The following is a 23,799-nucleotide window of genomic DNA, read 5'->3' as shown; positions in this document are numbered from 1 at the left end:
GGCAAATGCTACTCCAGCTATCCGTCTTCTTTCCGGATCGCATCAGTAACTATTTACGTTAGAAACGCCAAATCCCCCTCGGGGGATTTGCTTGACAATGAGTTTACACAAAAATCTTGACAGACCCAGTAAATACCTAAAGAAAAAAGATGATTCATTTCATATGTTGAACTTTTTTCTATCGGTAACTTTATGGTTTTTTGGTATGCCTTTTTACTTTTTGCTAATGAGATTTTTAGTGGAAACAATAGGGGTATCGGAACTAACATCAAAGATGTTTTCATATTTTATATTAATAGAAATAAGCCTTACTTTATTTATTAGCTTAACTGAATTTATTTCATACATCTATAATGGACTATTAAAGTTCAGCAATAGGGTTCTGATATTTTACATTTTTGCGGCAATGATTGTTACCAATATTATATTTTCAGTCGTTTACTATAGTTTGTTTATACTTACAAATAACTATATTAATTTATTTGAAACTGCATATATTGCATTTGCATTGAACTTTTCTTTGCCACTCAGAGAAGATGTTCAAACGATTCTTAGTAATACATATATTTTCAATATTATCACGGTTATTCAAAGTGTCTTCGGGAAATTAATTGAACTAGTACTCATAGGACTTATTCTTACCAGATTAATGAATGCACTTATTGAGATGAAAAGCAAATGAAGGACTATTTCAATGTTCTTTCTTTCGTATCCATCATTTTCACTTAGCGGAGTCTGGAGGCTCGGATTATAGTGAAGCAAGAACAATTATATAGAATGTCATTAATATATAACAAGCTGCAATTTGTAGATGCAATAGAGGATTAGTAAATTAATAAGACACGAAAAACAAGAGGACCGCTTTATTGGGAAAGCGACTCTTCCCTTCTTGCCATTCAATATTTCTAGCTTAATCTACAACCTCAAACCCTCCAGAGGCCCTCCCCTCAATCTCCAGCAACCTAGTCTTCATCTCAAGCCCCCCACGATACCCGGTCAGCCCCCCATTCTTCCCAATCACCCGATGACAAGGAATGGTGATCAGCACCGGATTGGCGCCGATCGCCGTTCCAACGGCGCGGACCGAAGACGGTTTGCCGATGCGAAGGGCGATGTCGGAATACGAAGCGGTTTGCCCGTAAGGGATGTCGCATAACGCCTTCCAGACAGCCTGCTGGAACGGGGTTCCCGTTGTTTCGAAGGGAACGGAGAAGCTCGTGAGTTTGCCTAGCAAATAGGCTTCGAGTTCGTCAGCATAAGGTTGAAGCCGGGCATCGTCCCGGATCAGGGGACGGCTGGGGAAGCGGCGATTCGCCCAGTTCTCCAATTCCTGCACATCTGCCCCTTGGGAGCCCACATAGCAAAGCCCTTGTTCCCCGGCGGCAACAATTAGGCTCCAATTTTCGTTAAATAGATGACTCCAGTAAATCGGGTCGTTCTGCGTCATATTAACTGCCCCCTTTTGAGATCGTAGTGTGCAATGATCGATAGTTGGCCGGCGTAAGGCCGGTGAGTTTTTTAAACAAAGTTATAAAATAAGGTGTATTGGGGAGTCCGACTTGCTTGCCGATCTCCGCCACCGGCTGACTCGTTGTCGACAAGCGCGACTTGGCCTGTTCGATGCGGACTTTTTGAATATACTCCACTGGAGTGACCCCGTTCACTTTTTTGAATGTTCTGTGAAGGTGATAAGGACTACCATGGGCGAGGTCGGCGAGCAGTTGCAGGCTTAATTCCTCCATATAGTGCTTATCGATATATTCGGCCACCACCGAGATCCACTCCTCATCGGGAAGCCGCAGGCCGGTAGGCTTGCAGCGTTTGCACGGACGGTATCCGGCGGAAAGGGCATGATCGGCGTTCGGAAACACGGTGATATTTTCTCGATTGGGAGGCTTGGATTTGCAGGAAGGACGGCAGAAAATGCCCGTCGTTTTTACGGCGTAAAAGAACTTTCCGTCACTAGCGGCATCGTTCTGAATTATAGACAGCCATTGAGCCTCAGTCACTATATAGTCGGCCACATCATTCACCTCCACGCCCATTATACCCCTTGGCCTGAACGTATGTACTCATTTTAGGATGAAAAAGCAAGATAATGAAATTGCAACATATGGGCGTTATAATGGAATAAATCAAGTCTGGCAGGGTAATTTTAACTAGAATATCCACTTCAAATCCGGAGGAACCCGAACATGAGACAAAATATTCAAGTCCCTTTTGGCTATGAGCCGCCTGTCCCGAAACGAAAAGGTACGTTAATCTATTACGATACATTCGAGAATACGTCGGAAGCGGATCTGGAACGCGCCGTTTCGATTTTGGAGGAGCGTTCTTTTAGTACGCTTGTGTTGTATCCCCTTCATGAGGAGACGGTTAGACGTATGTCCAAAGAGCCAGTGCGTTCCTTTTATAAAAGGGAGGACGAGCTCCATGACTGGCGGCGGGCACGGCAGCATGCGGATATCACCGTGGAAGGCTGGGAGGGGAAACGTAAAAAGTACACGCCGATCGACTCGGCGCTCCGTTTTTTGGCGGAAAAATACCCCGCTCCTTACTTTCTGCTCATAACGCCGGAAACGGCCAATTTATTCGCCTCCTTCTCTTCTTTTGAGGAATGGATTAAAAGCATTCGGCTTATTTTGACGGAGCAGCCTTCCGTTATTCATCCCCGACTGCAAAAATACGAGCATCGCTGGGAAACGGCAGAAGGACATGCCGGATTGGAGGAATTATGAAAAGAAATAAGAAGAAATGGTTGATATGGACCTTGGTGTTAACTCTGATGATTCTTACGATCGCAGGATGTGCTCCCCGAAACTCGGCCTCTCCTGAGTCCGAGGGAACTGGCGTGAACCAGGGCGGGAGCGCGGCTCCATCCTCGCCCCCTACAAACGATCCGCAGCAGCAGGGGAACACGGAACCGACCCCACCGCAACAAGAGACGACGGACGCCGTTGCCGAACAACTGGATAAGTTGACCACTACCGAAAAGATAGGCCAGCTGGTCCTCGTCGGGATGGAAGGGACTGCACCGGACGAGCATACCCGTAAGCTGATTGAGACGTATCGTGTCGGAGGATTTATTTTTTATAAAGATAATATTGAAAATAGCGATCAGGCGCTGTCCTTGATTAACCGGTTGAAGGAGGATAACTCCGTCAACAAGCTTCCGCTGTTTCTGGGCGTGGACGAAGAGGGCGGAAGGGTAACCCGCATGCCTAAGGAATTCGCAAAAATACCGACGGCGGCAAGCATTGGGAATACAGGCAATCCGAAAGCGGCGGAAGACTTTTATCGGGTCATCGGCGACGAGTTGTCCGGTTTTGGCCTGAACCTGGATTTTGCTCCTGTATTGGATGTGAATAGCAATCCTGACAATCCGGTGATCGGGGACCGTTCATTCGGGGATACACCGGAAACGGTGAGCAAAATGGGCCTCGCAGCAATGGGGGGATTGAGCGGCAAGGGAGTGATTCCCGTGGTGAAGCATTTTCCGGGTCATGGGGACACCTCGGTGGATTCCCATCTCGGTCTGCCTGTAGTGAATCATGATCTGGAGCGGCTAAAAGAGCTTGAACTGGTTCCGTTTCAGGATGCGATTGAGAACGGCACGGATATGGTCATGATTGCCCATTTGCTGCTGCCGAAGCTGGATCCCGATCACCCTTCGTCTTTTTCCAAAGCGGTCATTCATGATCTGCTCCGGGAAGAGCTTGGCTATAAAGGTGTAATTGTTTCGGATGATATGACGATGGGTGCCATTACAGAAAATTACAGCATCGAGCAGGCCGCGGTTGAGTTCATCACAGCAGGCGGAAATATCGTACTGGTCGGTCATGACTACGACAAAGAAGAGGCGGTCATCCGGGCGATCACGAAAGCGGTCGAACAGGGGATCATCAGTGAAACCATGCTCGATGAGCGGGTTGGCGCTATTTTGAAGCTTAAAGCAAAGTATAAGTTGAGCGGGGAGCCGGCGAACGGGCCGGATGTAAAGGCGGTTAATGCCGCCATCAAAGAGGCGCGAAAGAATTACGGTTTGCAATAAATGGACTGGTTGCGAGGCGTTCTGTAAGGTGGCGGTGGATGGAGTAACGTTTGGTTTCGAGAGTTCTAACGGACACCACAGCCGTTATTGGGGGCAAATCAGCTTATTTAAGAATCTAACGGACATACAGCCCGTTATTCTGCCAAAAACAGGCCTATCACTCGGCAAAACCGCCGTTTAAGGTCCGTGGTGTCCGTTAGTTTACAAAAACAAGGGAAATGGGCCGAATAAGGGCCGCTATGTCCGTTAGCACATGAGAGGCGCCGTTAGAAGCCAATGTTGCTCCCAGAAAGCCAGAAGCTACTCTCGAGCCCTTGCCCCTCTTCCTCATACAATGGCCGCGCACACCAACCACCCCATCAAGCCACTTCGCTAGCTCCTTGCACGCACCAGACCCAACTAGTATTAATTCAACAGGGCTCGTACTGATACTCGGCGAGGTCAATTCGCCCATCTTCACCTACGATAACACCTTCCGCTTCCAAGTACATTTTTTGCAGAAAAAAAGACTCGTCATCCTTTACCGCAATCTCGCCTTGCGCATTGATGACCCGGTGCCACGGCAGACTATATTTGCTGCTCATCGAATGTAAGACCCGGACGACTTGCCGCGCCGCACGCGGGCTTCCCGCCGCTCTGGCCACTTGTCCGTAGGTCATGACTTTTCCCTCCGGGATGGATAATATCACTTCAATAACTTGCATGGTAAACGGCTGCATATGGGCACTCCTTAAGTCATTAGATGAACTTTAGAATCGAGGCGGGTTATGAAACCTATTTTACACTCGGAACGGTTGGTTTTAAAAGTGCTGGACGAAAGCAATGCAGCGGACGTACTGGAATTTGTGCTGCGGAACAAGGAGTTTCTCGAACCGTGGGAACCGAAGCGGAGCGAGGAATATTACACGCTCGATTATCAGGCGGATTTACTGGCCAAGGAATACTCCCAATTCAGAAAAAGGGAACTTTATAAGCTGTGGATGTTCCGGAAAGAGGAGCCCGACCAGGTGATAGGTTCCCTTACGCTCAGCAACATCGTGTATGGCGTATTCCAGTCCTGTCATTTGGGCTATCGCATCGACCAATCGGCACAGGGCCGCGGCTTTATGACGGAAGCGGTAGCTGCGGTGGCGGATTACGCTTTTTACGAATTGGGACTGCACCGGATCGAAGCGAACATTATGCCCCGGAACAAGGCTTCGCTCAAAGTGGCGGAAAAGGTAGGCTTCTATCACGAAGGAGTGGCCCTGAATTTTTTAAGGATCAACGGAGTTTGGGAAGATCATATTCATATGGTGCTGCGAAACGAGAGGATTGAGTGAAATGAACGTGAATATCAGGAACATCAAGGAAGAAGATGCGGGGGCTTTTCTGGAACTTTGCCTCCGTTTAGACAGGGAGACGGAATTCATGCTCCTGGAGCCGGGGGAACGGATGATCACTCCGGAAGAACAGCGGCAGAAAATCACTGCGTTGCTGGCAGCAGACGATTCGATGATATTCGTGGCCGAAATGGACGGGCAACTGGTCGGATATTTAGGAGCCTATGGCTCATCCTATCGAAGAAACCGGCATTCGGCGTATCTGGTACTCGGCATCTTGCAAACCTTCTCTGGAAAAGGTGTGGGGACCGCGCTGTTCACCGAGCTCCACCGTTGGGCGGAAGCGAGGAACCTCCATCGGCTTGAACTCACGGTGATGGCCCATAATGCGGCGGCAATTGCTTTATACAAAAAGACAGGTTTTGAAATTGAAGGTTTCAAGAAGGATTTGATCCGCTTAGGCGACAAGTTCATTGATGAGCTTTATATGGCCAAGCTGCTCGCGTAGCAGCACTCCTGTCGTAACTATCTTCCAACTCCATACGTATATAGGCTGTAAGTATGGTGAAGACATAGAGATGGATAAACAGACGGGAGGAAAGCAAAGTGCAGCAACAGCTTCGGCAATTAGGCTACCCCGCCAAACTTTTTTTATATGCGGTTATGTTTATAGCTACAGTCATAGGGATGAAATACGTAGTGGATACTCGACTGCCGGGTGGCGGAAGACCGCCTTATTTATTTCTGGTGTGGAATACGTTCTTGGCCTGGATTCCGGCCGGACTTGCGATTGGTCTGGATTTGATCAGTCTCATGAGAGCACGGTTACTCAAAGGTATACTATTTCTTGCAGTAGGACTTGTGTGGTTTTTCTTTTATCCCAATGCGGCTTATTTAGTTACGGACTTATTACATCCGTTCGCGCGTTACCCAATCTCTTCGACAGGCAGATTCTGGTCGGAAATGTTATTCTGGGACCATTTATATACCGTGCTTTTCGTGGCCTTGTTGGGACTCGCTCTAGGCTCGGTCTCGCTGGCTTCGGTTCACCGGCTGGTCCGCAATGCCTTCGGCCGGATTACCGGATGGATCTTCGCGCTTGCCGTACTCGCCTTTAGCAGCTTCGGAATTTATCTGGGCCGCTTTTTCCGATTCAATAGCTGGGATCTTGTACGTCATCCCGGTCGGTTATTGAAGGATATTGCGGTGTATTTCACGAATATGGATAATTTGAGCCATGCGATCCATTTTTGTAAATGGATGTTCATGATTACTTGTTTTTGCTATGTTTTACTTTATTTGTTTGGTTCGATGCGTGGCAATCCGGTTCTAATCAAAAAGGAGAACGAACATGGAGAAACTAGTGCATTTCCTGCAAGAAAACCAGGTTCAATTTGAAATCCTAGGCCACGAAAAACCTATCGTATCCGCCCAAGATGGCGCCGACTTATTTGGAATTAAGCTGGGACAGACAGCTCCCACGCTGATTTTGAAAAATGATGAGGAGTATGCGGCTCTGATCATCTCGGGGGATTATGGGCGGGTCGATTTTGCCGGGCTTGCACAAAAGCTTGGTCTTAACAAGCTCAAGCTGGCGAAGCCCCAGGAGGTAGAAGAATTCACCGGATTCACGATAGGGTGCGTTCCTCTATTAGGTCATGGATTGCCGGTTATTTTGGACTCTAAGCTGTTTAGGTATGAGTGGATTTTCGGCGGCACCGGGGTACCGGAAGCCACCTTGAAGATCAAACCGTCCGAAGTGGAAAGATTAAACAGGGTGATTGCCCGTCTTTAACAGATACTAAGCACGGCGGTTTGGGTAATGATGATCAGGATTCCCGCGGTGATGAAGAATCCGGGAGGTAGATCAAGATGCATTCATGGATCCTTTGGCTCAATGTCGTCGTGCTGATCGGGTTGGCGCTTCTTTTTTATTTGCTGGACAAGCGGGTAACCAGCCGGGTCATTTTGCTGGCCCCGATCCTGGTTTATGTCGCTGTTTCGCTGGAGGATCTTCTCGGCTGGGTCGATTTCGGTTCGGTGCTGAAGTCCGACGCCTTGCTTCGGGCGATCATATTGTTGTTTGTCCTTGGCTCGGTCGTGTTCTATATCCTCTATATTTTCCGCGAAATTGCCGATTCCGCAGTGAAGCGGGAGGTCAGCCTGAAATCGGCCGTCATCCGGATCAGCATCGCCACACTAAGCTGCATCGTTTTTTTTACGGTGGTGTATACTTCGATATACAAGCTATTTAAAGGCGGCAGCTTTGCGGGAGACAACTTAGGAGAGGGCACGCTTTCCCAATTGATTACGTTTTTCTATTTCAGTGTGGCGACATTCACTACAGTAGGTTACGGGGATGTAAGACCGGTAGACAATACGTCCCGCCTGGTGGTCGTCATGGAGATTTTTTTCAGCTTTATTACGGTAGCATATGCGTTGTCCATGATCGGAGTATTTCGGCAAATTTTCATGAAGGAAACAGGGAACCAGACACCGGACGAAGTTCTGGACGAGAACGAATTGGAAGAAGACGCCGGATTATAGCCGAAGAAGAGCCGGAGAGGAGACGGTCAGGATGGACTTGCGGAATCATTTAAGGGAGAAGTTTCCGACACTGGAGAGTGAAAGGCTGCGACTTCGAAAAATCGGGGCTGAAGATTCGGACGCTTTGTTTGGATGCGTCACCGATCCTTTGGTGCGCCGTCAAACTTCTTTTCAAAGGGGAACCCTGATGTTTCCCGCCCGATTGTTCCGTTATTTTGACGACACGTACCAAAGCCTGAGAGATCTTCACTTTGCGATTGAACGAAAGGAAAAGGGCGGCTTGATCGGCGTTTGCTCTCTCCAATTTTGGGCACCCGAAGCCGGGAAAGCGAGACTGGGCTACCTGCTTGCTCCCGATTTCTGGAATCGGGGTTTGGCGACGGAGGCGGCCAAATCGCTGCTTAAGTTTGGATTTGAGACATTGCGCCTGAACCGGATCGAAGCGAGATGCAGCGTCGACAATCCGGCTTCGGAACAAGTTTTGCGCAAATGCGGATTTTCGTTGATCGAGGACGGGGAAGCCACAAGTATAAATGCTTATCCGGGTAACGGGTCGGGCGAACCATTGAAATGCTATAATTTAACCCGTCCGGAACCTGCTGAGGAACAAAAGAGGATTTGTTACACAAATGAAATATACCTGTGATCAATCCCTAATAGTAAGAGGGTACACTTAATACATGACCCCCTTTTGAATATATTTGTCTTTTGGAATCCGGCGAGTAACGTGCGGGTTCCCTTTTTTTTGTCTGTTTAACCTACAGGTATTTAAAGAGGAACAGCAACCCGTTGTTTATTTTTATAATAAACCCATTCGTCAAAACCGATCTCTTTCAGACGTTTAGCTACGTCTTCCCATTCATCCGCTACACGCTTAGGCGTATGAGCATCGGAGCCAAAAGTGACATCCACCCCGAAATGGAGCGCGCGTTCCAATATGGAATCGGAAGGATACCATCCTCCGGACAGCTTCGTCTTGCCGGATGTATTGATTTCGATCGCTACACCGTTCTCCGCAATGACCTGCAAGGTTTCATCGATCGCTTCGGCGGCGGGGATATCGGAAAAGGCCGGGTAATTGCCCTTCATGGCATCGATATGGCCGAGGATCTGGAACATTCCGCTCCGGGCCGATTGCTGGATTAGTTCGTAATATGATTGTTTGTCCGCGATCCGCTGCTTTTCGCTCAAGCCCTTCCAACGTCTTTTATTGAAAATGCTAACCTCATTGACGCTATGAACGGAGCCGATGATATAGTCGAACGGATATTGGGACAGAACCTGGCGGTACGTTTCGGCGTGAGCCGGGAAAAAGTCGGACTCAATGCCAAGCAGAACATCGATCTTGCCCTCGTATTCTTGCTTCAGTTTCAATACTTCCTCGACATAATTTGCGAATTCCTTTTTGGCCATTGCGATATGGGGAAAAGGGTGCTCCTCGGGGTTACCGAAATACGGCGTATGGTCGCTGATTCCGATGACCGACAGTCCGGCAGCAATGCCGGCTTCCACGTAATCCCGGATGTTCCCGTCGGCATGGCCGCAGCGAAAATGATGGGTGTGCAGATCAAACTTCATGCTGTGTCTCCTTTCGTCTAAACAAGCGGATTAGGATTATTCAGAGCTGATAAAGTGGGTCTCCGGCATGCCTTTCAGATCGCCTAAGAACTGTTGCATCGCGGAGTTGACGTATCTGCTGGATTTATAAATAACACCTACGGGATGTGTAACCTCCAGCTCGGGAATGGACACTACCTTTAAGGATCCCTGCCGCAGTTCACGGAGAATGGATTGCCTGGAGATGATGGCCGCTCCCAGATTAATTTCGACCATCCGTTTTACTTCCTCGCTGCTGGACAGCTCCATGACGATATGTGGCTCGATGTCATGCGCTTTGAACACTTCATCGACGAAGCGACGGCCAACCGTATCCGGGGACAGCATAATGAGCGGAACTTCACGCAAGGAATCAAGGGTGGGAATGGTTTTGCCTGCCAATGGATGGAGCGGAGATACGACGAGTTCAAACGTATCGTAATAAAGTACCGAAGAAAGGACCTGCGGGTTATTTTCAATCAAATAACCGATCCCTATGTCGACCATTCCCTGCTCCACGTTCTGATAAATCAGGCTTGAGGGCATGGATTGAATTGTCGTTTTGATTAAAGGAAACTGATCCTGAAAATAAGACAGAATCCGCGGCAAAATCTGAATGGCGATGGAGGTCGTTGTACCTAGGACTATATGCCCTTGCGGCGTGTGCTCCAAGTCGGACAATTTTTGCTTGAGTTCTTCGACAATATCTAGTATTTGCTCTGCCTTTTCGAGAAATACCTGTCCCCGATCGGTCAATGTTACAGGTTGATTCCGATCGACGAGCACGGTGCGGAATTCGTCCTCCAGGCTTTTGATCTGCGCGGATACCGCAGGCTGGGTAAGATTAAGCAGTTCCCCGGCTTTGCGGAAGCTTTTTGTTTTCGATATCGTGATAAGCGTTTCCAATTGGCTGATATTCATGCCGAATCCTCCTTTCCTCCGTAGTCTTCATATTTAGTTAATTATAGAGGATTTTTCTTAATTAAATCAATTGCAGAGCCCTGACAATCATGGAATCGGAATCGAGCTATTTCGCTATAGAGGTTGCACCGTTCGATTTTTAATGACTTATATCTGGGAATAAAGTATAATATATTTCATCTAAAGTCGGGACTTTTGTATCGGTTAAGTACTTCTATGTGAAAAGGGGCGTAATAGTGAGAGCAGAAGTGATCAATCCTTTTCTGGAATCCGCATGTTCGGTAATCGAGCAGGTGATACAAGTATCTCCATCTACCGGGAGTCTGGGCGTGAAGGATATCATGCCAGTTCAAGATCATATTTGGATCCAAATCGATATGACGGGTTATTTCAGCGGCATGGTCATGTTCGGATTGAAGGAAACGGTAGCCCTGCGGATCGTGTCCGCCATGATGGGCGGATTTGTTTTGACGGAAATGGATGAAATGGGCCAGAGCGCTATTTCGGAACTGGGCAATATGATCAGCGGCAACGCTAGCACGATTCTATCCAATCAAGGTTATGTCGTAGATATTACTCCTCCGCGAGTAATCAAATCGGAGCAAGAGAACCATTCCGGCGTTCCGCGGAAAGCACTGTGCATCCCGTTGCATATGGACGGAATCGGGGAACTGGATATTCAAGTCTTAATCTCTTAAAATGGACATGAAATGTCTGAAGGGATGAAGATCATGTCACTTAACAATAAAGTAATCGTCGTGACCGGGGCATCCAGCGGAATCGGAGCCCTGGCCGCGCAAATGCTGTCGGAGCAAGGGGCGACCGTGGTGCTTGCCGCAAGATCGGCGGATAAGCTCAAAGCGGTGAACTCCGGGATGATGGGGCCAAGTATGATTCTGGAGCTTGACGTCGGTAACGATGACTCGGTGGAACAAGGATTTAAGACAGTATACGCCGAGTTTGGACGTGTGGATTGTCTGGTTAACAATGCGGGGTACGGTAAGTTCGCCTATTTTGACGAGATGCCCTTGCAGGAGTTTGATGACATGATGAATGTCAATTATATGGGCATGGTTCGTTGCACGAAAGCCGTTCTCCCTCACATGAAAGAGGCGCGCTCCGGACGGATCGTGAACATCGCCTCCATCGCCGGGAAGATCGGCACCTCGAAATCGACGTCCTATACCGCGACGAAGCATGCGGTGCTTGGCTTTAGCAGCGCACTGCGCCAAGAGGTCCGGGAGTACGGGATTACGGTTTCAACGATCAATCCGGGACCGATCGATACACCGTTCTTTAACCTGGCGGACCCGGACGGTCATTACGTCGCGAACGTCAAATGGTTCATGATGAAACCGGAACGGGTGGCTAAAGCGATGGTATCCGCCGTTCGCACCGGAACGGCCGAGATCAATCTGCCCCGGATTGCGGGAGCGGGAGCCAAACTGTATCAACTGTTTCCCCGTTTGGCGGACCTTGTGAGTTATCGCATGTTGAATAAGAAATAAGGACATCGGCTGGCGACAGCCGATTTTTTTGTGGCTATGTAAGGGTGTGTTGTGGGGGGCGAGGTTAGGGGCTAAGAGAGCCCGCTTTGGCGAAAACCGGAGAGTATTTGGAGCTGAAAAATATTTAACTGTAAAACCTACAGTTATTTTCTCGTTTTTATCGAGTTCAGCCGAATTAACTGTAATTTCTACAGCTAATTCAGTGAAACGGACGAATAATTAGTTGGTTTGGATAAATTAACTGGAGGTTTTGCAGTTAATTTGTTTTTAAAGGCTAAAAGCTAAAAATTAACTGCAGAAAATACAGCTATTTTTTTATTTTGTACTAGTTAGCGAGTCAACGGACAGCAAGTCAACGAGTTTAGGCCTGCCTTACTCAGCGGGAATAGTTCTCTTTTGTACTCAGCGTGATGAGGTTCCCCCCTCTCCACATTATTTGAACATTTTGCACGAAGGGCTGTATTTCAAAGGGAACCCACGATAGAGGTTTTTTATAATGAATTTGGTTGGATTAGGATTTTGGCATATAATGAAAATAATGATCTTTTTAAGATAAGGATGGACATTCATGACGATAACTACTTTTACCGGACTCGGAATCCATGAGGCGCTTGCCGCAAAATTAGCCGATTACGGAATAACGGAGCCTTCACCGGTACAGGCTGAATGCATTCCTGCCGCCTTGGAAGGGCGGGATGTGCTTGCTCAATCACAAACCGGGACCGGCAAGACATTAGCTTACCTTCTTCCGTTGCTGCAAAACATCGATGCGGATGCTAAAACGCTGCAAGGGCTTATTCTTGCCCCGACCCAGGAACTGGCGATGCAAATTGTCCGGGAAGCGGAAAAATACGGAGAGTCACTGGGAATACGGGTACAAGCCCTGATCGGCGGCGCGGCGATCAAGCGCCAGCTTGAGCGGCTGAAGTTGCATCCCCAGCTTATCGTCGGGACGCCGGGGCGGATCAGGGAGATCGTGGCGTTGCGCAAGCTGAAGCTGCACACGGTTCGTACGGTTGTCGTCGACGAGGTCGACCAAATGTTCCAGCTCGGCGGCACAGCCGATCTCGAGCATATCCTTCGCGGGACGCTGCGCGAACGGCAACTGCTGTTCCTTTCGGCAACGATTAACCCGGAAATCCGGTCGCTGGCCGGCAAGGAAATGCGGGAACCGGTAGAGGTCGGAATCGAACCGGAGCATCGGACCTCGAAGAGTGTGGAGCATCTATACTTTATCAGCGATCGGGACAAAATCGATACTTTGCGTCGGGTGATCCGGCACTACGATCCGGCCCGGTCCATCGTGTTCATCAACAACACGGCTGATATCGCCGAGGTCGAGGCAAAGATGAACTTCGTCGGATTAAGCGCGGGCGCGCTGTACGGCGATGCGGACAAAACGGTCCGAAGCGTAACCCTCCGCAAATTCCGCGAAGGGAAAATCCGGGTGCTCGTGGCTACGGACGTTGCGGCACGGGGACTCGACATCGAAGAGTTGTCCCTTGTTGTCAATCTAGACCCACCGATCGATTCGGAGCATTATGTGCATCGGGTTGGCCGGACCGGACGGATGGGCCGTAAAGGGCTGGCCGTGTCGATCATCGCGCCGAAAGAGCAATTTATTATGCGTAAGTTCTCACGGGAGCTGGGTATCGATATTTTGGAGCGCGGGCTCTTTGGCGGCCGGGTCATAGATCCGAGTGATCAATCTGGCGGACGCAAGGGCGGACAACGGCAGGGGCAGAGCCCAGGCCAGGATCGTGAACAGGGACGAGAGCAGCAAGGACGAGAGCAAGGACAATACCAAGGACAATACCAAGGACAATACCAAGGACAATACCAAGGTCAAGAACAAGGAAGAGACCAAGGAAGAGACCAAGGAAGACGAGTCCAATCCGGAGGAACTGCAAATGGCGGAAGAGCCAAGGCTCAATACGGCCACGTTCCATCCGGGCGCGAAAATGGCGCACCTAAGGAATCTGCCGAACGCGATGCGGTCCGACCGGCCCGCACCAGTTCCGCCGGAACGAGAAACCCGGCTCCGGGAAGTGCCCGCAAAAACGACCGCAAGCAGGACCGCAAGAATAAAGGCGCTCCTAAGTGGCTGAAAGATAAACAGTCGCGAAGCTAGCTTTTGCAGAAAAATCAAACTGGAATCGGATGAATCAATATTTATTGAGGGGGAGCCGTTTTGAGTGAGACGCCCGTATTGCAAATTGAAGAGCTGACCGGGGGGTACAGCCTCGGGCGCCCGGTGCTCCATAATATTAACTTCGAAGTGAAGCCGGGGGAAATGGTTGGCCTGATCGGATTGAACGGGGCAGGGAAAAGCACAACGATGAAGCATATTCTCGGGCTGATGACTCCGCATCGCGGCGGGGTAGCTGTACAGGAGAAGACCCGGGATGAGGACCCGGAAGGATACCAGAGCTCGCTGGCTTTTGTCCCGGAGTCTCCGATGCTGTATGAGGAGTTGACCGTACGGGAACATCTTGAGTTTGCCGCCCGGGCTTACGGGGTGGGAACCGAGGATTACCGTGAAAGAAATCAGCGGCTGCTTAAACTGTTTCATATGGAGGAAAAGGCGGACAGCCTGTCCATCCATTTGTCCAAAGGTATGAAGCAGAAGGTCATGATCATGTGCGCGTTCGTCGCTCGGCCGCCGCTGTATATCATCGACGAGCCGTTTCTCGGGCTTGATCCGCTGGGCATCCGTTCGCTGCTTGATTTCATGATGGAAATGAAAGAGGCGGGAGCTTCGATCCTGCTTAGCTCGCATATTTTATCCACGATCGAGAATTACTGCGACCGCTTTATCGTGCTTCACCGCGGAGTGGTTATCGCGCAAGGATCATTAACGGAAATCGCTCAACAGGCCGGCATGCCCGGAGCGGCGCTTGAGGATATTTTCTACAGTTTAGTAAAGGGCGGAGAATAAACCATGAAGCTTCGAGAGCTGCGCAGCCGGCGCAAGTCGTCCTTCTGGAGTAAAGTGCTCCCGTATCTGCCGTACGTCTTTCAGAGCGGAGTGGCGGTCCTCTTCCTGCTGCTGCTGATCGCATTTTCCGCCTGGTATACGACTTTCCTGCAAAATATGCCCGCAGGTCTCCCGGTCCAATGGATCATGCTGATTCTGCTGGGCCCATTGACTGTATATTCCAGTTTTCGGACGTATGTGCAGCCGGCGGACGTTGTTTTTCTGTTGCCCCAGGAAACCGGGATGAAGGAGTATTTCAAGCCCGCGTTTCGCAGCGGTATCATTTATAAACTGATCGGGCTTTATATCGTTCTTATGATCTTATGGCCTATGTACATCCGTAGTGAGGCCGAAGTGAAGCATCCGCTTTGGGTCGTTCTGCTCGTTCTGTTGTTTCTCAAGCTATTGAGTGCCTATGGAGCTTGGCAGGAGCTGAGAATTTCGACGGCCCGCGCCAGAACCGGATACAGGCTGCTCCGGTGGAGTTTTATTTTGCTGCTGCTGGCGGCCTGGTTATGGCAACCGGCATGGAAGAGCGTCTTGTTCATGCTGCTGGTCGGTATCAATTATATACTCGCGTTGCGGTTCCCGATGAAGCATGCTGTTCCCTGGGAGAACCTCATCGCGGCGGAGAAGTCCGGCGCTGCCCGGGTGATGCTGTTGCTCGGCTGGTTTGTGGACGTTCCCGCAGAAGGACAAAAAGTCGCCCATCGGCGCTGGCTTTCCAAGATCGGTAACGGTATTTCCTGGTCGCGCGAGGGAGCGTATCGCTTCCTGCTCGTCAAGACGTTTCTGCGCGGCGAGCTGCTTGGTATCGTAGTCCGTTTGACCTTGCTGGGCATGTTGGTCGTAGGTTGGAACGGGAAAAACTGGCTTGGCGCCGTGCTGTACCTGTTCTTTATTTTCCTGGCGGGTACGCAGTTGACCGCCCTTCGCCATGTTCATGGAGATACTCCCGCAGATGCTTATTACCCGATTCCCGCCGGCTCCCGGCAGCAGGAAGTCGTGGCTCTTGCCTCGCGCGTGCTGCTGGCGATCACAGTGTTGATGTGGGTACCGATGATATTTGCTCCTGGGGGCAATCTGACGATCCTTATCGGCAGTCTTGTTGTCGGGGTCGGCTTGGCCTTCGGAATGAAGTCTTCCTGGAACCGTAAATGGAAGGAAGAAGAAGAGGATTGAAACATGCGCGAGCATGTAAGAGTAGGCAAGAGCAGGCAAGAGCATGTAAGAGTAGGCAAGAGCAGGCAAGAGCATGTAAGAGCAGGCAAGAGCTCAAAAGCATGCAAGAGCACAAAATCATGCAAAAGCATTCAAGATCACAAAAACATGCAGAAGCATGCAAGATCTCAAGTACATGCAAAAGAAGACCGCCGGAACTTACTCCGGCGGTCTTCTTTACGTTTATAAATTTCTTATAAGAAAATGGTGCGGCTGATAATTACCAACAGAATAAAGAGTACCAAAATTACTCCTGTGCTAGTAAAAGCGCCGCCGTAGCCGCCTCTTCCTTCATCTCCAACTCCGCTCATGTACAATTCCCCTTTCTCAAAGAATAGATCGTTCGTACAAAATATTCTATGAGCAGGGCGTACTGAGTGCTTGGGCGGATATAACGGGAAGTTGCGTAAATGGGTTCAGCCTAGCCTTGCAAATCCTGAACGCCCCGGTATATGAGATCGAACAGATCCTCCAGATTCTCCTCGGCGATGCAGGAGAAGGCAATCCGAAGATCGGTATCGCCGAGGGCGATGGTGCCTACGCCATATTCGCGGATCAAATGCTGACGCAATTCTTCCGCATTCACCGTGCTCAGCTTGAGGCACATGAAGTAACCCGAATTGAAAGGGTAGTATTCCCATACATTTCCGTATTTGCCGCTGTCAAGCAGGGCTTTGACTTTGTTGGCGCGGCCTTTCATGACCTTGAATTTATCTTCCTTCTGAGCTTCAAACTCCGGAGACTTCAAGGCTTGAAGCACAAAGGTCTGGGAAGGATGGGCGCCGCTGGATACGGTCGCACGGATAATGCCGATCGTTTTTTGCTCCAAGGCGGCCAGAACTCCCGCTTCCTCGGCGGCATAAGTGATGAACCCGACCCGGAATCCCCATACGTATTCCTCTTTTGTAGCGCCGTCCACCTTGACAGGCAGAATGCGTGGATGGCGTCCGGCCAGCTTGCCAAACAGCGATTCCGACAAGGAGTCCTCGAAGAACAGTCCGAAATAGGCATCATCGGTAACCACCACGACGTTGATTCCCGCTTCGGCGGCTTCCGTGACGGCGTCAATGATCTCTTCGCCTTCCTTGGCTCCCGGCGTGTATCCGGTCGGGTTGTTCGGGAAGTTCAGAATTACGATCGCTTTCCCCTTATCCTTTTGGGCAAGGAGAGCTTCGCGCAGGCCTTGGCTGTTGAATCTCATATCGTCGGTGAACAGCGGATAGTTGACGATCGAGCCGTGACGACGGATGCCGAACGTTAATTCGTAGTTCTCCCAGTTTTTATCCGGATAGATGACCGCATCGCCTTCATCGACGAACAGGTCGGCAACGATGCTGAGGCCGTGGGTAAGCGCGTTGGTAACGACGGGATTGCCGAAGCTGCGGTCAGCGAGTGACGGGTTTTCCCGAATCATTTTTTCGCGCCATACGGTGCGAAGCTCCGGTTTGCCGGCCGGAGGCGCATAAGGGTACAAATCCTGCGGCTTATAAGCGGACAGGGTGTCTTGAATAGCGGCCAGATGCATCGGTCCGCCGTTCTCGGTTGCGATGCCGATCGTGGCATTGTATTTTTTCGCTCCGGCCGTCGCTTCAGCGGACTGGCTCAGAATGCCTTCTTTCGGAAAATAAATTTCCTTGCCAAGAGTGGACAGCATCTCGTACACATGGATATTGCCGGACTTCAAATTCTCGTTTAACTGCTCCGCGAGTGGGTTCATCACGTTTCATCCTTCCGATCGGGTTTGATAATGGACAGTTCCGTTTTGACTGCCTAACATTATATCATTTCGTCCCATTACCGTCACGGTCAAATCGCGCTCTACCCGGGAATTCAAGCATGCCGCGGACAAAATTTCTTCATTAATTCAATCGTTTCGGGATCGAGCGGAAGGTTCCGCTCCTGAAGCCCGTCCATAACCCCGGAAAACTTTCGTTCGTTCATATTTTGTCCAAATTTGAATTTGGCGCTGATCGTTTCGGGAACGATTTTAAATAATGCGACGCTCTTAAGCTGTCCCGTATACTGAGGATCATCGGCCCGAATAGGGTCGTAGCCGCCTTCCGGCTGAAGCTTCTCCATGAACAGCGTCAATGCCGTCGCTTTTTCCTCCGGATCTTGAACTTTTTCCGCTCTGCCTCGGACCATTACGCTCTTGAAAAAGGCGGAAGCCGGACAAGCCAGATTCGGATCGGTAAAATAAGACGGAATGATCGCATATTCCTTGGCTACCGTAAAGCTCACCCTCGGATCATGCGCAAGATGCTTCATCTTCTCCCCGGCCAGACTTCCGTGAAAATAAAAATTTTGGCCGTCATACGCAAAGTTGAGCGGGGTTACCCGGCTCCATCCATCCTCTCCGACCGTGCCGAGAAATCCGAAGCTCATCTCCTTCAAAAAGGCCTCGACTTCCTGTGCTTCCTCTACCGCAAATTCTTTTCTTCTCATTTCTGATCCCCTCCGTTTGAATGGGTTGCATTTCGATTTCGAACAACCCGTATATTTCTAACAGTTTATTTCCGCAATTGACATAAAAAAAGAACCAATTTACATTAATTTTAATAGTCCACTTTAAAAGTTAGAGGAGGGTTTGGTTTGAACTTCTCCATTCCGTTAGATGTTTATAGCGAGCAGTACCGGTATAAATATCTCGCTTTATATCATGCGATCCGGGCTGCCATTCATGACGGGACTCTCCCGGCGGGCACGCGTCTTCCTTCTTCTCGGGAATTGGCTGAGATCTACGGCTTGTCCCGGGGAAGCGTGGCCCATGCTTACGACCTGCTGCAAGCGGAGGGTTACGTCCATTCCGAGATGGGAAGCGGAACGTTCGTGTCCAAGGTAATGCGGCCCAGTGCAGAGCCCGGCGGGGAGGCGGCGGATATCTGCTTGTCCCCCTGGGGGACAAGAGTGATGGAGCAGGCGCCGCCGGATGATCCGGGCAGTGGCGAGCCGGAGAGCGGTCCCGCGGGCGGCGTCATTTCGTTCAAGGACGCCGGACCATCGGCGTCCGAATTTCCGCACGCCGAGTGGAAGAGCGCGCTCGCCTGGGCCGCCCGGGAGAAGCGCGGCCCAGGCGGCGGACCCGCCGCGGACACGGCGGCGGGCGATCCGGAGCTACGCGCCGCCATCGCGGCGTACTTGCGGCGTAGCCGCGGCATTGCGGCAGATGCGGAGCAAATCTGCCTGTTCAATGGCTCGATGCAGGCGATTATGCTGCTCACCCAGCTGCTGCTGGGTGAGGGCGAGCAGGCCGTGCTGGAGGACCCGTGTTACCACGGGATCTCCAAGGCGGTGGCCGCCTGCGGAGGGATCGCCGTCCCCGGGACGGTGGACGGCAATGGCATCATCCCGCGCGATTGGGACGCGCGGGTGCTGTTTGTAACCCCCGGTCGCCAGTTCCCGACCGGGGCGGTGCTCTCGCCTGAGCGGCGGCAGGAGCTGCTGGCGTGGGCCGCGGCGCGGAATGCCGTCATCGTCGAGGACGACTATGACACGGAATTCCGCTGGGGCGGCCGCCCGCTGGAGCCGCTCAAGGCGCTGGACCGCGATGAGCGCGTCGTCTATATCGGCTCGTTCTCGAAGACGATGTTCGCCTCCTTGCGCATCGGTTATGCCGTGCTGCCCCGCAGCCTGGTCCCGCCGGTCCTGCTGGCCAAAGGGCTTTACGAGCCGGTGCCCCCGGCCCGGCTGGAGCAGCGGGCGCTGGCCCGCTTCATGCGCCGGGGCGATTACGAGCGGCATCTGCGCCGGATGCGCAGAATTTACAGCGCGAAGCAGGAGCTGTTCCGCCGCACGCTGGAGGCGGAAGTCCCTGGTTTATTCGCGCTTAAGCAGGCGGATGCGGGCCTGTTGTTGTTTGCGGATTGGCGGCGTTCGCCGGAGGAATATACAGCTTTTAAGGAGGCGGCCCGGAATCGTGGCGTGCAATTTAGGGACGGCGACGTTTACCGGTTGACCCCCGGCCCGCCTGCCGCTTGCTTCAGCCTTTCCCATCTGGAAGACCACCAAATCATAGAAGGCGTATTTCGAATGGCTCTTGCGTGGAAGGATATTTAAGAAATTTGCGAATAGGAGTATAATCGAAATAATACTTGTTGTATTTTTATGCAGGTATCATTCAAATTCTAAGAGTGCGAGTTCAAAAAGTCAGGTTTTCAGGACCAAGAAGGTTGGATAAAGCTAGGGACTGAGTAGCGGAGCGTACATAAGGTACGTGAGCAACGGAAGGCCCGGCTGAATTCAAGATTCGACGTCGAATCCGCTTCATGATCTGCTACGTCGTGGAAAGATGACTTTTTGAACAACCTCTAATAGTCTTCAGGAGGTAAGGAGATGCTCCATATATCCCCGTCCTCGTTCATTTTGAAGCCGGCCTTTGCCAAGATCGTATGCGAACCAGGTTGGAAATGGCATAAGCGGGAAAAAGCGCTGCAAAACTACGATTTATTCTATGTATGGAGCGGCGAAGGTACGGTGGTTTTGAACGATCAACCCATTCAGGTCGGCCCGGGAAGCTGTTTTTTGTTCCGCAAGGGCGATCATACGAGCGCTACGCATAATCCGCAGCGTCCGCTAGTTTTAACTTATATTCATTTTGACGTCGACGAGCCTGTCACCGAGGTACCTTCATCTTACCGGAAGCTGGAGGATAGGCTGGATTTTGAATACATGCTTTCGCGTTATGTCCGGCTGTTTTTGGTTAAGGCGTACGGAGCCGAAGAGGAAGCGCGCCTCATTTTAAAGCAGCTGCTGATTTATTTACTACGGGAAGAACGGGAAGTGCCCCGGGAGAAAAAAGTAAGCCATCAACTGAACGAAGTGATTCAAGAGGTGGCGAATTATTGCTCGCAGCACCCGGGTCTGCCGCATAAAGTGGAAGATTTAGCGGCGCGTGCCGGATTGTCGCCAAGATATTTCTCGATTAAGTTCAAGGAAATCATCGGGTTATCCGTGCAATCCTACATTATCAAGACCCGGATCGACCGGGCCCAGCATCTGCTTTTGCACGCCGGCATGAACGTTACCGAGGTGGCCGACGCGCTTGGATACCGTGATATTTTCTTTTTCAGCCGTCAGTTCAAGCAGTATACCGGAAAAAGTCCGTCCGAAATTCGCTGATTCTTGTTTCACCTTTATTCTTGGCGGGTAATTGTTTTTTATAGCCGAGGTCCGGGAGGAGGTGTACAGCAATGAGTAAGAGACGGCGGATGCGCAGCAGAGCATGTTCAGTACCGGGAAGCGGTATTTTTCGTTACCGTTTTCGTCGGCCAAGACGGTCCGACCGGGATGATGAAACCTGGTTTTAAGCCGATTGGCTGGGATATGATATGTCATTTCCAACATTAATTTCATGCGCCGGGAATTACGATTCCGGTGTTCAAATAAGATATGATTGATAAAGACGGTCGATCGGAGCTTGCTCTGGACGGCTGTTTTTTTATGGGGTTATTTAGAGGCGGCTGTCCTTCCGACTTTGGTCCAGGAGGAATCTGGTCTGCAGCCAGTGTTCATTTATCCTCCGTGGGAATACGATAGTAGCATCGATTTAAATGAGCGCACAAGAATACATAGAGAACCCCATATGAGGAGGACAAAGAATGAATACAAAATATAAACCGTTAGCGATTGCGGCGGCGACAGCAGTATTGGTTATGCTTACCGCTTGTTCAGGAGCGAACGAAAAAGCGAAGGAAATCGCCGAAGCGGCGACAGGGGCGATCGGGCAAACGGTAGAAAAAACCGTCGACGGTCAGGTAGAAAGACTGAAGGAAAACGGAACGACGCTGGAGCTTTCGGCTTCGGCACAAGGCGATTCGGCTTCAAAGCTTACGCTGGATAACAGTGTGGGAAATGTGGATATTCAGGGGACGAAGGGGAACGAAGTTACGGTAAAAGCGAAGATTTGGGCGCACAAGAGCACCTTCCGTAAGGTTGATCTGCAAGAAGTGCTTGACCAGGCGGCCGTATCCATCACCCCTGAAGGAGAAGGGCTTATCGTATCTACACATGCGAAGGACGATCCGGACCGAAGTCTTTGGGAGTGGGCAAAAGAGAAATACAATTATTCCGAGTTCAGCATTGATTACACGATCGGTCTTCCCGAACATATTACCGATTTCCGGGTGACCAACAATGTCGGAGACATCACTCTTACCGGGTTGAGCGGAAGCTATGATGTTGATAATGACGTAGGCCGAATTGTAATTGTGGATGCGGGAATTACGGGTGAATCGAAGGTGAACACCTCAACGGGCAGTATCGAGCTTAGCATAGGACGGATGGAGAGCGGCGGGAATTTATATGTTAATGCGGATATTGGAAGCATTGAAGCCACGCTGGCCGATTCGGTGAACTGCGATCTGGAAACGAATGCCGATATCGGCGGGGTTGATGGGGCACCGAAAGGCAAGAGCAAGCGGGGAGACGGAGGTCCGCTTCTGTCGCTGAAGTCATCCATAGGGGCCATTACCGTAAAGTAACTGGCCCCTCGGGTAATTTGGAAGGCGGGTAGAAGCGCCCCAGGAGTTCGCCCATCTTGACCTTTTGGCCGATGGCGTGCTCCGGGGACGGCTCGAAGGTGCCGTTCTCGGTCAAGAGCACCACTGTGGAACCAAATTCGAAGTAGGCCAGATCGTCGCCTTGATTCCATATCTCGGCTTGATCGTCGGTATAGCGGATGCTGCTTACGTTCATCGCTCCGACCTTGACCACGGCAATCTCTCCGCGTTCATGCGATATGTAGGTTATCAACCTCTCGTTGCGGCTGAGCACGTATTTCATGTTCCGCATGCTGAAATCATTGACGGGATACACACGGCCTTTAATATGCTCGCTTTCCACCAAGGTACCGGCTACGGGAGCGTGAATCCGATGATAGTCGGTCGGGCTCAGATAAAGGACAAAGGCGTATCCATGCTCATAGGTCTGCGCATGCGGTGAATGGTTAAGCAAATCTTTCAGGGTGTAATCCTGGCCTTTGACATTCAGAATCGTACCCGATCGGATTTCCCCCATAAAAGTAATCAGCGCATCGACCGGACTGATCAGCCCGCCTTCCAGCTGAGCAATCGGCCGCATGCCGCTCTTTAGTTTTCTCGTAAAAAATTGGTTTAGCGTACGGTATTCTTTCAATTCCTTCTCTGCCTCATGCAGCGGAATACCGTATGATTTTGCGAACCAAGGAATTAAATAGCGGCTCGCTTGCGAATGAGAGAACCGGCCCATTAGCCTGGAAATCCACTTTCGGGAGGTCAGTTCTGTCATCCATTTCATCCAGTTTGCGGCCAAGTCGTATCCCCCTAACACCATGATCAACGGGACAATAATCCCTTTTCCACTTCCGCTAATATTGACATAGAATAGGCTTGAAATCAACTGCGAAAGTGCCTTCTTGTTTTTTTGCTTGATTATTTGGAAGGTTCTAGAGTATATTTATTCCAATCGCATAAGGGATACGGGGGCTTGAGTGAATCAGGCTGAGATGGCAGCTTAACCCGCTGCAGACCGTTAATCTGAACTGGATAATGCCAGCGTAGAGAATCTAACGTTCCGGAATGCATGTTTATTACTCATGCTTTCTCCCGTGGACCTAGCAACCGTCTGAGCTTATTCAGCCGGTTTTTTTGCGTCCAAACCACTATTTAGTCAAAAGGAGGA

General features: G+C 50.5%; 25 protein-coding genes and 1 riboswitch. Of the genes, 16 read left to right on the top strand and 9 right to left on the bottom strand.

From position 1 onward, the window contains the following. Positions 1–910 precede the first annotated feature (910 nt). Together KJS57_RS20510 and KJS57_RS20505 are read right to left on the bottom strand one after the other, a co-directional pair. Positions 911–1,447: a methylated-DNA--[protein]-cysteine S-methyltransferase gene (locus KJS57_RS20510; protein WP_213656178.1), complete on the bottom strand. Its 537-nt coding sequence runs from the start codon at positions 1,445–1,447 to the stop codon at positions 911–913. Position 1,448: 1 nt separating this feature from the next. Beyond that, positions 1,449–2,039, bottom strand: a complete 591-nt coding sequence (locus KJS57_RS20505) for a bifunctional transcriptional activator/DNA repair enzyme AdaA (protein WP_280520398.1) — start codon at positions 2,037–2,039, stop codon at positions 1,449–1,451. A gap of 156 nt (positions 2,040–2,195) precedes the next feature. Between KJS57_RS20505 and KJS57_RS20500 the strand changes: the two genes are divergently transcribed. Then, positions 2,196–2,738: a hypothetical protein gene (locus KJS57_RS20500; protein WP_213656176.1), complete on the top strand. Its 543-nt coding sequence runs from the start codon at positions 2,196–2,198 to the stop codon at positions 2,736–2,738. Then, positions 2,735–4,051 carry a beta-N-acetylhexosaminidase gene (gene nagZ, locus KJS57_RS20495; protein ID WP_213656175.1) on the top strand — a complete coding sequence of 439 codons (1,317 nt, stop codon included), beginning with the start codon at positions 2,735–2,737 and terminating at the stop codon, positions 4,049–4,051. Before KJS57_RS20500 ends, nagZ begins: the two co-directional genes overlap by 4 nt. 410 nt (positions 4,052–4,461) lie before the next feature. Here the strand turns inward: nagZ and KJS57_RS20490 are convergent, their stop codons facing one another. Then, on the bottom strand, positions 4,462–4,770 hold the full coding sequence (locus KJS57_RS20490; protein WP_213656174.1) for an MGMT family protein: 309 nt from the start codon (positions 4,768–4,770) through the stop codon (positions 4,462–4,464). Positions 4,771–4,818: 48 nt separating this feature from the next. Here KJS57_RS20490 and KJS57_RS20485 point away from each other — a divergent pair, with 48 nt between their 5' ends. The 6 genes from KJS57_RS20485 (at position 4,819) to KJS57_RS20460 (ending at position 8,566) form a co-directional block, all read left to right on the top strand. Then, complete coding sequence (locus KJS57_RS20485) at positions 4,819–5,373, top strand: GNAT family N-acetyltransferase (protein WP_213656173.1); 555 nt, start codon at positions 4,819–4,821, stop codon at positions 5,371–5,373. 1 nt (position 5,374) lies between these two features. Continuing rightward, positions 5,375–5,881 carry a GNAT family N-acetyltransferase gene (locus tag KJS57_RS20480; RefSeq protein WP_213656172.1) on the top strand — a complete coding sequence of 169 codons (507 nt, stop codon included), beginning with the start codon at positions 5,375–5,377 and terminating at the stop codon, positions 5,879–5,881. A gap of 98 nt (positions 5,882–5,979) precedes the next feature. Then, a complete protein-coding gene (locus KJS57_RS20475) occupies positions 5,980–6,771 on the top strand; it encodes a DUF1361 domain-containing protein (RefSeq protein WP_244861645.1) in 792 nt (263 codons plus the stop codon). Beyond that, positions 6,725–7,168, top strand: a complete 444-nt coding sequence (locus KJS57_RS20470; protein ID WP_213656171.1) for an aminoacyl-tRNA deacylase — start codon at positions 6,725–6,727, stop codon at positions 7,166–7,168. Before KJS57_RS20475 ends, KJS57_RS20470 begins: the two co-directional genes overlap by 47 nt. 77 nt (positions 7,169–7,245) lie before the next feature. Continuing rightward, positions 7,246–7,920, top strand: a complete 675-nt coding sequence (locus tag KJS57_RS20465; protein ID WP_211023445.1) for a potassium channel family protein — start codon at positions 7,246–7,248, stop codon at positions 7,918–7,920. Between the two features lie 31 nt (positions 7,921–7,951). Next, a complete protein-coding gene (locus KJS57_RS20460; RefSeq protein WP_213656170.1) occupies positions 7,952–8,566 on the top strand; it encodes a GNAT family N-acetyltransferase in 615 nt (204 codons plus the stop codon). Positions 8,567–8,688: 122 nt separating this feature from the next. On the opposite strand, the gene KJS57_RS20455 is transcribed toward KJS57_RS20460, so the two are convergent. Both KJS57_RS20455 and KJS57_RS20450 read right to left on the bottom strand, forming a co-directional pair. Beyond that, positions 8,689–9,498, bottom strand: coding sequence for a histidinol-phosphatase (locus KJS57_RS20455; RefSeq protein WP_211023440.1), 810 nt, complete (start codon positions 9,496–9,498; stop codon positions 8,689–8,691). A 36-nt stretch (positions 9,499–9,534) separates the two neighbouring features. Next, the gene (locus KJS57_RS20450) at positions 9,535–10,437 is read right to left on the bottom strand and encodes a LysR family transcriptional regulator (protein WP_211023438.1); all 903 of its coding nucleotides are present in this window, start codon (positions 10,435–10,437) and stop codon (positions 9,535–9,537) included. Between the two features lie 236 nt (positions 10,438–10,673). Between KJS57_RS20450 and KJS57_RS20445 the strand changes: the two genes are divergently transcribed. The 5 genes from KJS57_RS20445 (at position 10,674) to KJS57_RS20425 (ending at position 16,104) form a co-directional block, all read left to right on the top strand. Next, entirely contained in the window at positions 10,674–11,135 is a 462-nt protein-coding gene (locus KJS57_RS20445) for a chemotaxis protein CheX (protein ID WP_211023436.1), read from the top strand. 33 nt (positions 11,136–11,168) lie between these two features. Then, complete coding sequence (locus KJS57_RS20440) at positions 11,169–11,945, top strand: SDR family NAD(P)-dependent oxidoreductase (RefSeq protein WP_213656169.1); 777 nt, start codon at positions 11,169–11,171, stop codon at positions 11,943–11,945. A gap of 568 nt (positions 11,946–12,513) precedes the next feature. Then, the gene (locus tag KJS57_RS20435) at positions 12,514–14,076 is read left to right on the top strand and encodes a DEAD/DEAH box helicase (RefSeq protein ID WP_213656168.1); all 1,563 of its coding nucleotides are present in this window, start codon (positions 12,514–12,516) and stop codon (positions 14,074–14,076) included. Positions 14,077–14,136: 60 nt separating this feature from the next. After that, entirely contained in the window at positions 14,137–14,883 is a 747-nt protein-coding gene (locus KJS57_RS20430) for an ABC transporter ATP-binding protein (protein ID WP_213656167.1), read from the top strand. Positions 14,884–14,886: 3 nt separating this feature from the next. After that, the gene (locus tag KJS57_RS20425) at positions 14,887–16,104 is read left to right on the top strand and encodes an ABC transporter permease (protein ID WP_213656166.1); all 1,218 of its coding nucleotides are present in this window, start codon (positions 14,887–14,889) and stop codon (positions 16,102–16,104) included. 233 nt (positions 16,105–16,337) lie between these two features. On the opposite strand, the gene KJS57_RS20420 is transcribed toward KJS57_RS20425, so the two are convergent. From KJS57_RS20420 to KJS57_RS20410, 3 genes are all read right to left on the bottom strand, one after another. After that, on the bottom strand, positions 16,338–16,454 hold the full coding sequence (locus tag KJS57_RS20420; RefSeq protein ID WP_211023426.1) for a YjcZ family sporulation protein: 117 nt from the start codon (positions 16,452–16,454) through the stop codon (positions 16,338–16,340). 110 nt (positions 16,455–16,564) lie between these two features. Continuing rightward, positions 16,565–17,860, bottom strand: a complete 1,296-nt coding sequence (locus KJS57_RS20415) for an aminotransferase class I/II-fold pyridoxal phosphate-dependent enzyme (protein WP_213656165.1) — start codon at positions 17,858–17,860, stop codon at positions 16,565–16,567. Positions 17,861–17,973: 113 nt separating this feature from the next. Beyond that, a complete protein-coding gene (locus KJS57_RS20410) occupies positions 17,974–18,588 on the bottom strand; it encodes a pyridoxamine 5'-phosphate oxidase family protein (RefSeq protein WP_213656164.1) in 615 nt (204 codons plus the stop codon). Positions 18,589–18,735: 147 nt separating this feature from the next. Here KJS57_RS20410 and pdxR point away from each other — a divergent pair, with 147 nt between their 5' ends. The 3 genes from pdxR (at position 18,736) to KJS57_RS20395 (ending at position 22,622) form a co-directional block, all read left to right on the top strand. Then, positions 18,736–20,199, top strand: coding sequence for a MocR-like pyridoxine biosynthesis transcription factor PdxR (pdxR, locus tag KJS57_RS20405; RefSeq protein WP_213656163.1), 1,464 nt, complete (start codon positions 18,736–18,738; stop codon positions 20,197–20,199). A 276-nt stretch (positions 20,200–20,475) separates the two neighbouring features. Continuing rightward, positions 20,476–21,261 (top strand): helix-turn-helix domain-containing protein, encoded by a 786-nt coding sequence (locus KJS57_RS20400; RefSeq protein WP_211023418.1) that lies wholly within the window; start codon positions 20,476–20,478, stop codon positions 21,259–21,261. Between the two features lie 479 nt (positions 21,262–21,740). Further along, positions 21,741–22,622 carry a hypothetical protein gene (locus tag KJS57_RS20395; protein WP_213656162.1) on the top strand — a complete coding sequence of 294 codons (882 nt, stop codon included), beginning with the start codon at positions 21,741–21,743 and terminating at the stop codon, positions 22,620–22,622. Here the strand turns inward: KJS57_RS20395 and asd are convergent. Then, positions 22,609–23,430 carry an archaetidylserine decarboxylase gene (gene asd / locus KJS57_RS20390; RefSeq protein WP_213656161.1) on the bottom strand — a complete coding sequence of 274 codons (822 nt, stop codon included), beginning with the start codon at positions 23,428–23,430 and terminating at the stop codon, positions 22,609–22,611. The genes KJS57_RS20395 and asd overlap by 14 nt on opposite strands. 156 nt (positions 23,431–23,586) lie before the next feature. Further along, a riboswitch (TPP riboswitch) is annotated at positions 23,587–23,698 on the top strand. Positions 23,699–23,799: the final 101 nt, after the last annotated feature.

The organism is Paenibacillus vini, assembly GCF_018403325.1.
Classification (GTDB): domain Bacteria; phylum Bacillota; class Bacilli; order Paenibacillales; family Paenibacillaceae; genus Fontibacillus; species Fontibacillus vini.
This window is presented reverse-complemented; position numbering and strand designations above follow the sequence as displayed.

Bases quoted from the DNA above. Each gene is read 5' to 3' on its own strand.
- KJS57_RS20510 (WP_213656178.1), bottom strand. From the start codon at position 1,447: ATGACGCAGAACGACCCGATTTACTGGAGTCATCTATTTAACGAAAAT.
- KJS57_RS20500 (WP_213656176.1), top strand. From the start codon at position 2,196: ATGAGACAAAATATTCAAGTCCCTTTTGGCTATGAGCCGCCTGTCCCG.
- nagZ (WP_213656175.1), top strand. From the start codon at position 2,735: ATGAAAAGAAATAAGAAGAAATGGTTGATATGGACCTTGGTGTTAACT.
- KJS57_RS20490 (WP_213656174.1), bottom strand. From the start codon at position 4,770: ATGCAGCCGTTTACCATGCAAGTTATTGAAGTGATATTATCCATCCCG.
- KJS57_RS20485 (WP_213656173.1), top strand. From the start codon at position 4,819: ATGAAACCTATTTTACACTCGGAACGGTTGGTTTTAAAAGTGCTGGAC.
- KJS57_RS20480 (WP_213656172.1), top strand. From the start codon at position 5,375: ATGAACGTGAATATCAGGAACATCAAGGAAGAAGATGCGGGGGCTTTT.
- KJS57_RS20470 (WP_213656171.1), top strand. From the start codon at position 6,725: ATGGAGAAACTAGTGCATTTCCTGCAAGAAAACCAGGTTCAATTTGAA.
- KJS57_RS20465 (WP_211023445.1), top strand. From the start codon at position 7,246: ATGCATTCATGGATCCTTTGGCTCAATGTCGTCGTGCTGATCGGGTTG.
- KJS57_RS20460 (WP_213656170.1), top strand. From the start codon at position 7,952: ATGGACTTGCGGAATCATTTAAGGGAGAAGTTTCCGACACTGGAGAGT.
- KJS57_RS20455 (WP_211023440.1), bottom strand. From the start codon at position 9,498: ATGAAGTTTGATCTGCACACCCATCATTTTCGCTGCGGCCATGCCGAC.
- KJS57_RS20450 (WP_211023438.1), bottom strand. From the start codon at position 10,437: ATGAATATCAGCCAATTGGAAACGCTTATCACGATATCGAAAACAAAA.
- KJS57_RS20440 (WP_213656169.1), top strand. From the start codon at position 11,169: ATGTCACTTAACAATAAAGTAATCGTCGTGACCGGGGCATCCAGCGGA.
- KJS57_RS20435 (WP_213656168.1), top strand. From the start codon at position 12,514: ATGACGATAACTACTTTTACCGGACTCGGAATCCATGAGGCGCTTGCC.
- KJS57_RS20425 (WP_213656166.1), top strand. From the start codon at position 14,887: ATGAAGCTTCGAGAGCTGCGCAGCCGGCGCAAGTCGTCCTTCTGGAGT.
- KJS57_RS20420 (WP_211023426.1), bottom strand. From the start codon at position 16,454: ATGAGCGGAGTTGGAGATGAAGGAAGAGGCGGCTACGGCGGCGCTTTT.
- KJS57_RS20415 (WP_213656165.1), bottom strand. From the start codon at position 17,860: ATGAACCCACTCGCGGAGCAGTTAAACGAGAATTTGAAGTCCGGCAAT.
- KJS57_RS20410 (WP_213656164.1), bottom strand. From the start codon at position 18,588: ATGAGAAGAAAAGAATTTGCGGTAGAGGAAGCACAGGAAGTCGAGGCC.
- KJS57_RS20400 (WP_211023418.1), top strand. From the start codon at position 20,476: ATGCTCCATATATCCCCGTCCTCGTTCATTTTGAAGCCGGCCTTTGCC.
- KJS57_RS20395 (WP_213656162.1), top strand. From the start codon at position 21,741: ATGAATACAAAATATAAACCGTTAGCGATTGCGGCGGCGACAGCAGTA.